At 64.5% G+C, this 13,446-nt stretch carries 1 protein-coding gene (only partly in view); it reads left to right on the top strand.

Annotated features, from left to right (window positions below; all coding sequences use genetic code 11):
* Nucleotides 1–13,446 carry the 3' portion of a non-ribosomal peptide synthetase gene (locus tag OQ248_RS28180; protein ID WP_265814904.1) on the top strand. It extends 1,203 nt beyond the left edge of the window, so only the last 13,446 of its 14,649 coding nucleotides appear in the window; its start codon lies off the left edge, out of view; its stop codon occupies nt 13,444–13,446.

Genomic DNA, 13,446 nt, shown 5'->3' with positions numbered 1-13,446 from the left:
GACACCCAGAGCGTGCGCAACGCCGTGCAGGCGACCCACGCACGCCTGACCACCTTGATGCGCCATGAACACGCGCCGCTGGCGCTGGCCCAGCGCTGCAGCAGCGTGGCCGCGCCAACACCGCTGTTCAGCGCCTTGCTCAATTACCGTCACAGCCATGGCGCCGCGTCCGCCAGCGCACAAACCCTGTCGGCATGGGAAGGCATCACCACCCTGCACTCGGAAGAACGCACCAACTATCCGCTGACCCTGAGTATCGATGACCTGGGCGACGCCTTCAGCCTGACCTTGCTCGCCACCACTGAAGTCGACCCGCAACGGGTGTGCGATTACATGCTCGGCGCCCTGAACGGTCTGGTGTCTGCGCTGGAACAGGCGCCGGATTCACCGGTCAGCCAGGTGCAGATCCTCCCGGACACGGAGCGCGAGCAGATCCTGCGCGGCTTCAACGCCACCCGGGCCGACTATCCGCAAGGGTTGACGATTCATCAGCGTTTCGAGGCGCAAGTCATCGAACGACCGGAAGCGGTGGCGGCGGTGTTCCTCGGTGAGCAAGTGACCTACGCCGAACTGAACCTGCACGCCAACGCCCTGGCGCATCATCTGATCAGCCTGGGCGTTCGCCCCGATGATCGCGTGGCCATCGTCGCCCGCCGCGGGCTCGATACGCTGGCGGGGCTGCTGGCGATTCTCAAGGCCGGTGCCGGTTATGTGCCGGTTGACCCGGCGCATCCGTCCGAACGCCTGAGCTACCTGCTCAGCGACAGCGCCCCGGCAGTAGTACTGACCCAGAGCGATCTGCGTGACCGGTTGCCGACGCTCGATGTACCGGTGATCGACCTTGACCGTCGCAACTGGCCACTGAGCCTGGCCCTTGATCCTCAGGTGCCGGGGCTGACCAACGAGCATCTGGCCTACGTGATCTACACCTCGGGTTCGACCGGTTTGCCCAAGGGCGTGATGGTCGAACACCGCACCCTGTCCAACCTCGTCGACTGGCATTGCGGCGCGTTCGACCTGTGCGCCGGTCGCCACACGTCAAGCCTTGCCGGATTCGGCTTCGATGCCATGGCCTGGGAAGTCTGGCCGGCCCTGTGTGTCGGTGCGACCCTGCACCTGGCGCCAGCCCGCGACGGCAACGAAGACATCGACGCCTTGCTCGACTGGTGGCGCGCGCAGCCGTTGGACGTGAGCTTCCTGCCGACCCCGGTGGCCGAATATGCCTTCAGTCAAAACCTCGAACACCCGACTTTGCGCACACTGCTGATCGGCGGGGATCGCCTGCGGCAGTTCAGCCGTCACCGGCATTTCGATGTGATCAACAATTACGGCCCGACCGAAACCACGGTGGTGGCGACCTCGGGCAAGGTCGAAGCCGGGCAGGCGTTGCACATCGGTCGGCCGGTGAGCAATGCCACGGTGTATCTGCTGGATGAGCAGCAACGTCCGGTGCCCATCGGCGTAGCGGGGGAGTTGTATGTCGGGGGCGCCGGGGTTGCCCGGGGTTATCTGAACCGTCCGGACCTGACGGCCGAACGCTTTCTCGACGATCCGTTCAACGGCGGGCGCATGTACCGCACCGGTGACCTGGCGCGCTGGCAGGACGACGGCACCCTCGAATACCTGGGACGCAACGACGACCAGGTGAAGATTCGCGGCGTGCGCATCGAGCTGGGCGAGATTGAAACCCGTCTCAACCAGCTCCCCGGCATTCAGGAAGCGGTGTTGCTGGCCCGTGAAGACGAACCCGGCCAGCCGCGCCTCGTCGCCTATTACACCGAACAGGCTCAGGTCGAACCGCAACCGGTGGCTGAGCTGCGCGCTTGCCTGTTGGCGCAGTTGCCCGAGTACATGGTGCCAGCGGCCTTCGTGCGACTGGACGCATTGCCGCTGACCGCCAACGGCAAGGTCGACCGCAAGGCCTTGCCGGCGCCGGATCGCGCGGCGTTGTTCACCCGCCATTACGAAGCCCCGCACGGCGAACTGGAAATCGCGCTGGCGCGGATCTGGGGCGAAGTGTTGCAGGTCGAGCAGGTCGGACGCCGGGATCACTTTTTTGAGCTGGGTGGCCACTCGTTGTTGGCGATGCGCATGGTGTCCCAGGTTCGCCAACGTCTGGGCGTCGAACTGGCCCTGAGCGACTTGTTTGCCAATGCCGAACTGGCAGCGGTCGCCGAGGTACTGGCCCAGGCCGGACGCAGCTCGCAGCCGGCCATGTTGCCGGTGCCACGGGACGGCGCGCTGCCGCTGTCGTTCGCCCAGCAACGGCTGTGGTTTCTGGCGCGCATGGAAGGGGTCAACACCGCCTACAACATCCCGCTGGGCCTGCGCTTGCGCGGTCATCTCGACGAGGCGGCGCTGCAACGGTCACTGGCGCGGATCATCGACCGCCACGAAACCCTGCGCAGCCGTTTTGTCCCGCACGACGATGACGTGCAGGTAATGATTGCGGCCGCCGACAGCGCAGTGCTGCTGCGGGTCGAAGATCTGCGCCAGCATCCACACGCCGAAGACGCCATGCAGGCGTTGACCCGTGAACAGGCCTCGACGCCGTTCGACCTGCAGAACGATCCGTTGATTCGTGGATGTCTGGTGCGGTTGGCCGACGATCACCATGTGTTGCTGCTGACCCTGCACCACATCATCTCCGACGGCTGGTCGATGGGTGTGCTGACCCGCGAGCTGATGGCGCTGTATCAAGCGTTCAGCCAGGGTGAGGCCGATCCGCTACCGCCGCTGGCGCTGCAATACGCCGACTACGCGATCTGGCAACGCCGCTGGCTGAGCGGCGAAGTGCTGCAGCAACAGAGCGATTACTGGCAGCAAACCCTCGCCGGTGCCCCGACCTTGCTGGTGCTGCCGACCGACCGTCCGCGTCCGGCGCAGCAGGATTACACCGGCAGCAGCGTCGAGTTCCGGTTGGACGAGCCACTGAGCGCCGGGCTCAAGGCACTGAGCCAGCGCCATGGTGTGACGATGTACATGACGATGGTGAGCACCTGGGCGCTGTTGCTCAGTCGCTTGTCCGGTCAGTCGGACGTTGTGATCGGCTCGCCGGTTGCCAACCGTGGTCGCGCAGAAGTCGAAGGGCTGATCGGCTTGTTCATCAATACCCTGGCCCTGCGCATCGACACGTCCGGCGGGCTCAGCGTCGAGGCGCTGCTGGCCCGGGTCAAGACGCTGACATTGCAGGCCCAGGCCCATCAGGACCTGCCGTTCGAGCAGGTGGTGGAAGTCACCCGGCCGGCGCGCAGCCTGTCCCACAGTCCGTTGTTCCAGACCACCCTGAGCTGGGAGAACCGCGTCGGGCCGGATCTGACGCTGGGTGATCTGGCGCTGGAAAGCGTGGGCGGTCCGGCGCGGTTTTCCAAGTTCGACCTGTCGCTGACGTTGGGCGAAACCCGCGACGGCATTCGCGGCGTGCTGGAATACGCCACGGCGTTGTTCGATGAATCGACGATCCAGCGTTATGTCGGCTACTTCGAGCAGTTGCTGCACGCGATGGTCGCCAACGATCAGGCGCAGCTGGAACAGCTCGAGATGGTTCAGGCTCACGAGCGTGAACAGTTGCTCGTTGCGTTCAACGACACGCACGCGGAGTTTGTAACTGGGCTGACCATTGCGCAGCGATTCGAAGCGCAAGTAATCGAGCGGCCCGAAGTGGTCGCGGCGGTCAGTCAGAGGCAGGCGTTGAGCTTTGCCGAGCTGAACCGGCAGGCCAACACCTTGGCTCATCACCTGATCGGGCTGGGCGTTCGTCCTGATGATCGCGTGGCCATCGTTGCCCGACGCGGGCTGGATACGCTGGTCGGGCTGGTGGCCATTCTCAAGGCCGGGGCGGGTTATGTGCCGGTGGATCCGGCGCACCCGGCGGAGCGTCTGAACTATCTGTTGAGCGACAGCGCCCCGGTGGCGGTGCTATGCCTGAGTGATTTGCGTGAACGACTGCCGGCGCTGGACGTGCCGGTGATCGACCTCGATTTGCAGGCCTGGCCGGACACCGAGGCCGGTAATCCGCAGGTGCCTGGCCTGAGCAGCGACCACCTGGCGTACGTCATCTACACCTCGGGCTCCACCGGCCTGCCCAAGGGCGTGATGGTCGAACACCACACCTTGAGCAACCTCGTCGACTGGCACTGCAAGGCATTCGATCTGGGCGCCGGTCGCCACACCTCGAGCCTCGCCGGATTCGGTTTCGACGCCATGGCCTGGGAAGTCTGGCCGGCCCTGTGCGCCGGCGCGACCCTGCATCTGGCGCCGTCCCGCGACGGCAGCGAAGACGTGGACGCGTTGCTCGACTGGTGGCGCGCGCAGCCGCTGGACGTGAGCTTCCTGCCGACCCCGGTGGCCGAATACGCGTTCAGCCAGAATCTCGAACACCCGACCCTGCGCACACTGCTGATCGGCGGCGACCGTCTGCGTCAGTTCAACCGTCAGCAGTCCTTTGATGTGGTCAACAACTACGGCCCGACCGAGGCGACGGTGGTTGCCACCTCGGGCATCGTCGAGGCGGGGCAGGCGCTGCACATCGGCAAACCGATCGCCAACGCGACGGTGTACCTGCTCGATGAACAGCAGCGCCCGGTGCCGGTTGGCGTGGCCGGAGAGCTGTATGTGGGTGGCGCCGGGGTGGCCCGGGGTTATCTGAATCGTCCGGACCTGACTGAAGAGCGCTTCCTGCGCGACCCGTTCAACCACGGCCGGATGTATCGCACCGGCGACCTGGCGCGCTGGCGCGCCGACGGTTCCATCGAGTACCTGGGGCGCAACGACGATCAGGTGAAAATCCGTGGCGTGCGCGTCGAGCTGGGCGAAATCGAAACTCGCCTGAATCAGTTGCCCGGTATCCAGGAAGCGGTGCTGGTGGCCCGTGAAGACGAACCCGGGCAGGTGCGACTGGTGGCGTATTTCACTGAACAGGCGCAGGGCGAAGCGCTGGCGGTGTCCGACCTGAGGGCGCACCTGCTCGGTCAACTGCCGGAATACATGGTGCCGGCGGCCTTCGTCAGACTCGACGCGCTGCCGCTGACCGCCAACGGCAAAGTCGACCGCAAGGCCTTGCCCGCGCCGGATCGCAGCGCGTTGTTCACCCGCGACTATCAGGCACCGCAAGGTGAACTGGAAACCACCCTGGCGCAGATCTGGGCCGAGGTGCTGCAGGTCGAACAGGTTGGACGTCAGGATCATTTCTTTGAACTGGGCGGCCACTCGCTGCTGGCTATGCGCATGCTGTCTCAGGTGCGCCAGCGGTTGGGGGTGGAACTGACCCTCGCCGAACTGTTTGCCAACGCCGAACTCGCCGCTGTCGCCGAGGTACTGGCCCAGGCCGGACGCTGCACGCAACCGGCGATCATGCCGGCGCCGCGTGACGGCGCGCTGCCGTTGTCGTTTGCCCAGCAACGGTTGTGGTTCATGGCGCAACTGGAAGGGGCGAACACCGCCTACAACATTCCCCTCGGCCTACGCCTGCGCGGTCGCCTCGACGAAACGGCCCTGCAACGGGCATTGGCGCGGATCGTTGAGCGTCACGAAACCCTGCGCAGCCGCTTCGCCCAGTTCAACGATGAAGCCCAGGTGCTGATCGCGCCCCTCGACAGTGGAGTGCTGCTGAGGGTCGAGGACTTGCGTAAGCACCCGCAGGCCGACGACGCCTTGCTCGCGCTGATTCAGGGCGAAGCCTCGGGGCCGTTCGATTTGCAGGATGATCCGCTGATTCGCGGGCGCCTGGTGCGACTGGCCGATGATCATCATGTGTTGCTGCTGACCCTGCACCACATCGTCTCCGATGGCTGGTCGATGGGCGTGTTGACCCGCGAACTGATGGCGCTGTATCAGGCGTTCAGCCACGGCGCGGCCGATCCGCTGCCGCCGCTGGCGTTGCAGTACAGCGACTACGCCGTGTGGCAGCGCCGCTGGCTGAGTGGCGAAGTCTTGCAGCGTCAGAGCGATTACTGGCAGCAGACCCTGGCCGGTGCGCCGGCACTGTTGATGCTGCCGACCGACCGTCCACGCCCGGCCCAGCAGGATTACGCCGGCAGCAGTGTCGACATCCGGCTGGATGAGCGTTTGAGCGCAGACCTCAAGGCACTGTGCCAACGCCACGGCGTGACGCCGTACATGGCGGTGATGAGCGCCTGGGCGATGTTGCTCGGTCGCTTGTCCGGGCAGTCGGACGTGGTGATCGGTTCGCCGGTCGCCAACCGTAACCGGGCGGAAATCGAAGGGTTGATCGGACTGTTCGTCAACACGCTTGCCGTGCGCATCGACACGTCGGGCGCGCTCACCGTCGAGGCGTTGCTGGCCCGGGTCAAGGCCCGCACCCTCGAAGCCCAGGCCCATCAGGATCTGCCGTTCGAACAAGTGGTGGAAATCACCCGGCCGGTGCGCAGCCTGTCCCACAGCCCGTTGTTCCAGACGTTGCTGAGCTGGGACAGCGGCAGCGGTGCGACCCTGGCGCTCGGTGATCTGACACTGGAGGGCGTGGCCGAGCCGAGTCACTTCGCCAAGTTCGATCTGTCGTTGACGTTGGGCGAAGCCCAAGGCGTGATCCGGGGTTCGCTGGAATATGCCACGGCGCTGTTCGATGAGTCGACGATCCAGCGTTACGCCGGTTACTTGCAGCAGTTGCTGCAGGCCATGGTCAGCAATGATCAGGCGTTGCTGGAGCAGATCGATGTGCTGGCGGAGGACGAGCGTCGGCATTTGCTGCACGGCTTCAATGCCACGGACGTTGATTACAACCTTCAGCAAAGCATTCACGGTCTGTTCGAGGCGCAGGTCTTGCGGTCGCCGCAGGCTGTCGCGGTGCTTTCCGGTGAGCAGCGACTGAGCTACGACGAGCTGAATCAGCGGGCCAACCGTCTGGCGCATCACTTGCGCGGTCTGGGTGTTGGCCCGGATGCGCGAGTGGCGATCTGCGTCGAGCGCGGGCTGGAAATGGTGGTCGGGCTGCTGGCGATTCTGAAGGCTGGGGGCGGTTATGTGCCGCTGGATCCGGCGTATCCGCTGGAGCGGCTGGCCTACATGCTGGAGGACAGTGCGCCGTCGGCGGTGCTGGTGCAGGGTTCGACTCGCTCGTTGCTGGGTGAAGTGTTGGTGCCGGTGGTCGATCTGGATCACGAGACCTGGCAATCGTTGTCGAGCGAAAACCCTCCGGTCGATGGACTGACCCCGCAGCATACGGCTTACGTGATCTATACCTCGGGCTCCACTGGCCAGCCGAAAGGCGTGATCAACGAGCATTCCGGGGTGGTCAACCGCTTGCTGTGGATGCAGGACGCCTATCGTCTGACGGCTGAAGATTCAGTGCTGCAGAAAACCCCGTTCAGCTTCGACGTGTCGGTGTGGGAATTCTTCTGGCCGTTGATGACCGGTGCGCGACTGGTCATGTCCCGTCCGGGCGGTCACAAGGATCCGCTCTATCTGAGCGAAGTGATCGAGCAAGAACGCATCACCACGCTGCACTTCGTGCCGTCGATGCTCGACGTGTTCCTCGCCCATGGCGACAGCGCACGTTGCCACGGTTTGCGTCAGGTGATGTGCAGCGGTGAAGCGCTGCCGGGCAGTCTGGTGCGGCGCTTCAAGCAGCAATTGCCGGGCAGCGGATTGCACAACCTCTACGGTCCGACCGAAGCGGCCGTGGACGTCACGGCGTGGGATTGCTCTGGTCCGCTGGAGCAGACCCCGGACAACACGCCCATCGGCAAACCGATTGCCAACACCCGGATGTACATCCTCGATGCCCAGCAACAACCTGTGCCGCAAGGCGTAGTCGGCGAGCTGTACATCGGCGGCGTGCAAGTCGCTCGCGGTTACCTGAACCGTCCTGAATTGAGCGCCGAGCGGTTCCTCAACGATCCATTCCAGCCCAACGGAAGGATGTACCGCACCGGCGACGTCGCCCGTTACCTGGCCGACGGCAACATCGAATACCTGGGCCGCAACGACGATCAGGTGAAGATCCGTGGCCTGCGCATCGAACTGGGTGAAATCCAGTCCCGCCTGACCGACATCGGCGGCGTGCAGGAAGCCGCGGTGCTGGCCCGTGAAGACGTGCCGGGAGACAAGCGTTTGGTCGCTTACTACACCGGCGCACGGCTGGAAATCGACGTGCTGCGCGGTCACCTGCTGGAACACCTGCCGGATTACATGGTGCCGGCGGTGTTCGTGCACCTCGATGCGCTGCCGCTGAGTCCGAACGGCAAGCTCGACCGCAAGGCCTTGCCGGTGCCGGATCAGGCCTCGGTTATCACCCGTGAATACGAAGCGCCGGTCGGCGAGGTGGAAATTCTCCTCGCAGGACTCTGGGCCGAGTTGCTCAACGTGGAGCGAGTCGGTCGCCACGACAACTTCTTCGAATTGGGCGGACATTCGCTGATGGCAGTCAATCTGGTGGCGCGGATGCGCCATGTCGGGCTGACGGCCGATGTGCGTGTGCTGTTCAGCCAGCCGACGCTCGCCGCTTTGGCGGCTGCTGTCGGAGATGAGGTGGAGATCGCTATCCCGGCCAACCGGATTGCACCGGACTGCAAGTACATCACCCCGGACATGCTGCCGCTGGTTGCACTGGATCAGCCCGCCATCGACCGCATCGTCGCCAGCATTCCCGGTGGCGCCGCGAACGTGCAGGACATTTACCCGCTGGCGCCCTTGCAGGCCGGCATCCTGTTCCATCACTTGTCGGCACCTCAGGGCGATCCGTATGTGTTGCAGGCGCAGTTCGCGTTTGCCGATGAGTCGCGTCTGCGGGTGTTTGCCGAAGCCTTGCAGGCCGTGATCGAGCGCCATGACATCCTGCGTACGTCGCTGTTCTGGGACGGGCTGGAGGAACCGGTGCAGGTGGTCTGGCGTCAGGCGTCGCTGGTGTGTGAAACGGTGGAGCTGGACGAGAGTGAAGCGGATGCATTGAGCCAGTTGCGCAACCGGTTCGATACCCGCCACTACCGCATGGCCGTCACTCAGGCGCCGCTGATGCGCGTGGTGCACAGCTGGGACGTGGTCAATCGGCGCGTAGTGGCGCTGCTGCTGTTCCATCACCTGGTCATGGACCACATTGCACTGGAGGTGCTGCGCCACGAGATGCAGTCAGTCCTGCTCGGCCAGGTGCGGCAGCTGGCCGAACCGGTGCCGTATCGCACCTATGTCGCCCGCACTCGCTCGGGGCTGAGCGAGGAGGAGCATGAGACGTTCTTCCGCGACTTGCTCGGCGATATCGACGAACCGACCCTGCCGTATGGCCAGGGCATTGTCGCGGACGGCGGCAACGGGCATGCGCAGCGGCTGCTGAACACCGCGCTGAGCCAACGGGTCAGGGCCAAGGCCAGGCGTCTGGGTATCAGCGCTGCCAGCCTGATGCACCTGGCCTGGGCCAGCGTGCTGGGGCAACTGTCGGGGCGTGAAAACGTGGTGTTCGGCACCGTGATGCTAGGCCGTTTGCACGGTGGTGAAGGTGCCGAACGGGCGCTGGGCGTGTTCATCAACACGCTGCCGCTGCGCATCGATCTGGGCGGGCAATCGGTGAAGGAAGCCGCATTGGCGACCCATCAGCGCTTGAACCGCCTGCTGCATCACGAACACGCGCCGCTGGCGCTGGTACAACGTTGCAGCGCCATGGCGCCGGGGGGGCCGCTGTTCAATGCGTTGTTCAATTACCGCCACAGTGGTGGCGGGGGCACGCCGTCCGACGAAGTCGTGGCGGCATGGCAGGGCATGCAGTTGCTCGATGCCGAAGAACACAGCAACTACCGCCTGAGCCTGAGCGTCGATGATCTGGGCGAAGACTTCAGCCTGACCGCGTTGACCATGGCCGGGATCGACGCCGGGCGGATCTGCGACTACATGGATCTTGCGGTCGAGAGCTTGTTGCAGGCACTGGAGCGGACGCCACAATTGGGCATCGACCAGTTGTCGATTTTGCCACGGGATGAGCGGCGGCAATTGCTGGTCGAGTTCAATGCCACTCAACGGGATTACCCGGCGACAATGACGGTTCATCGTCTGTTCGAACAGCAGGTGACGAAGCATCCGCAAGCGGTGGCGGTGGTGCATGGCCGCGCGGCGTTGACTTATGAAGAGTTGAATCAACGGGCCAATCTCCTGGCCCATTACTTGATCGGACATGGCGTGCAACCGGGCGACCACGTAGCGATCCTGCTGCCGCGCTCGCTGGATCTGCTGGTCGCACAACTGGCCATTGGCAAATGTGCGGCGGCTTATGTGCCGCTGGACATCAATGCGCCGGCTGAACGTCAGGCGTTCATGGTTGAGGATTGCGGGGCGAAAGCGCTGCTGACCTTGAGCACTGAAACGACTGATTACGCTGTGCGCCGGATTGATCTGGATGCACTGCCGTTGGACATGGAGCCGACACATAACCCGGACCTGTCGCAGTCCTCGGAATCCGTGGCCTACATCATGTACACCTCCGGTTCCACCGGCACGCCGAAAGGGGTGATGGTGCCGCACCGGGCCATCGGGCGACTGGTGATCAACAACGGTTATGCCGATTTCAATGCGCAGGATCGCGTGGCGTTCGCTTCCAACCCGGCGTTCGACGCCAGCACCATGGATGTCTGGGGGCCGCTGCTCAACGGCGGGCGCGTGGTTGTGATCGATCACGACACCTTGCTTGATCCAAACGTGTTCGGGCAGGTCTTGGCAGCCTCGGGCGTCACGATCCTGTTCGTCACCACCGCGCTGTTCAACCAGTACGTGCAGCTGATTCCCGAAGCCCTCAAAGGCTTGCGCATCGTGCTGTGTGGCGGCGAACGCGCCGATCCGGCCGCGTTTCGCCGCTTGCTGGCCGAGGCGCCGGACCTGCGCATCGTCCACTGCTACGGCCCGACTGAAACCACGACTTACGCCACGACGTTCGAAGTGCGCGAAGTGGCGGACGATGCCGACAGCGTGCCGATTGGCGGGCCGATCTCCAACACCCAGGTCTTTGTACTCGACGCCCGCCAGCAACCGGTGCCGATGGGTGTGACCGGCGAGCTGTACATCGGCGGCCAAGGCGTAGCGCTGGGCTATCTGAATCGCCCGGACCTGACCGCCGAAAAATTCCTGCAAGACCCGTTCGGCGATCAGCCGGGAGCGCTGTTGTACCGCACCGGCGACCTCGCACGCTGGCTGGCACCGGGGCAACTGGAATGCATCGGCCGCAACGACGATCAGGTGAAAATCCGTGGTTTCCGCATCGAGTTGGGAGAAATCGAAAACCGCCTGCTGAACTGCGAAGGGGTCAAGGAAGCCATCGTGCTGGCCCGTCAGGACGGCCAGGAACCGCTGCGTCTGGTGGCGTATTTCACGGCCGAAGAGGGTGTTAATAGCTCTACTTTGCGCAGCCAATTGCAAGCACGCCTGCCGGAATACATGGTGCCCTCGGCCTGGGTGCAACTCGACGCCTTGCCGCTGAACAACAACGGCAAGGTGGACCGTAAGGCGTTGCCGATCCCGGCGCAGGACGCGCTGCTCAGCCGCGCCTATGAGGCTCCGGCCAATCCGCTGGAGGAAACCCTCGCTCAGTTGTGGGCCGAGGTGTTGCAGGTCGAACAGGTCGGTCGTCACGACAACTTCTTCGAACTCGGCGGCCACTCGCTATTGGCTATTCGTCTGGTCAACCTGATGCAACAGAACGGGCTGGAGGTGACGCTGGCCGAGCTGTTCCAGCACGCCAGCATCGAGTCGCTCGGCACGTTGCTCAGCCAGCGCACCGGCGCAGAACATCAGGATGACAGGCTAGTCGTGGTGCGGGCCGGTGGCGCAGGCACGCCGCTGTTCCTGATGCATGAATTCAGCGGGATGGACGCGTACTTCCCGGCGCTGGGCCTGCACATCGAGGGCGATTTCCCGATCTACGGGCTGCCGGGCATCCCGTTCGGCCAGGCACCGCTGCGCACCATGGAATGCCTGGCGGCGCGCATGGTGGAGATCATCCGTTCGGTGCAGCCGCAGGGGCCATATCGTCTGGCCGGCTGGTCGTTCGGCGGGGTGCTGGCCTATGAAGTGGCGATGCAGTTGCTCGGCATGGATGAGACGGTGGCGTTCGTCGGCCTGATCGACAGTTTCGTGCCGCGCCTGACCGATCAGGGCAAGGCGCGCTGGAGCGACGAGCATGCGCACAAGCGCCAGTTGCTGCAGCACTGCACGATGTACCGGGCCTCTCTTGGCGACGCGGGGCAAGCCGCACTGGCGCATCTGGCGCTGTTGCAGACCGAACTGGAACAGATCGACTTCCAGCCGCTGTTGCAACGCTGCCGGAACGAGCAATTGCTGCATCCGGAGATGGCCGCCGCCGCGCCGCAAGACCTTTGGCATTACCTCGACCGAGAAGTCGCCCACGGGCATGCGCTGGCGCATTACCGGATCAATCCGTTGGGCATGCCGTTGCATCTGTTCCGGGCGCAGGAGCATCCGACGGAGCTGTCTCGTCGTCACCCGACCCTGGGCTGGTCGGATGAAGTACCGGCCACGCTTCTGCATTGCATCGACGTGCCGGGCGATCACCAGAGCATGATGCAGGCGCCGCATGTGCAGGTGCTTGGTCGGGCGCTCGGTCAGGCAGTGCAGGCGTCGGCGGTGGTCGAATCCCGGGTGTATCAGCCGTTGTTGACGATCCAGACCGGCTTCGCCGGGCATGCGCCGATTTTCTGTGTGCCGGGGGCCGGCGACAGTGTCACCGGGTTCATCCATCTGACCGAGGCGCTGGGGCCGGAGTGGCCGATTTACGGCTTGCAACCCCGAGGCCTCGACGGCGCGACCGTGCCGCACAGCAGGGTCGAAAGCGCCGCCACGTTCTACCTGCGGGCACTTGAGCAGTTGTATCCGCAAGGACCGGTGCATCTGATCGGGCACTCGTTCGGCGGCTGGGTGGCCTACGCCATGGCGGCGCAATTGCAGGCGGCGGGGCGCGAGGTGGCATCCCTGACGCTGATCGACAGCGAATCGCCGGGTGGCAACAGCGTCGTGGGCAAGCCTTACACCACGACGGCGGCGTTGTTGCGGCTGATCGAGTCGCTGCAACTGTCCAGCGGCAAGTCCCTAGGGATTGATGCACTGGCCTTCGCCGAAGCCGATGACGCTATGCAAATGCGCTTGCTGCATGACGGCATGGTGCATGCCGGCGTGCTGTCCGAACGCTCGTCAGCTGACGCGATGCAGGGCCCGGTGCGTACCTTCGCCACGGCACTGCGCACGGTCTATCAGCCGGCGCTGGCCTACACCGGACCGGTGCGTCTGGCACTGGTGGACGACCCGACGCTGGACGCAACGGGCAACCAGCGCGAACAGGCCGCGATGCTCGAAGGCTGGCAGCGCGAGGCCCGGGATCTGGCGGTGTGGTACGGCCCCGGCAACCACTTCACGATCCTCAAGGCGCCCAACGTCTTCAGTCTCGCGGCGTGGTGGCATGACGGGCTGACGGTGGCGGCGGGTCAAGTGTTGTCCTGA

This window comes from Pseudomonas sp. COW5, assembly GCF_026240005.1.
Taxonomy (GTDB): domain Bacteria; phylum Pseudomonadota; class Gammaproteobacteria; order Pseudomonadales; family Pseudomonadaceae; genus Aquipseudomonas; species Aquipseudomonas kribbensis.
This window is presented reverse-complemented; position numbering and strand designations above follow the sequence as displayed.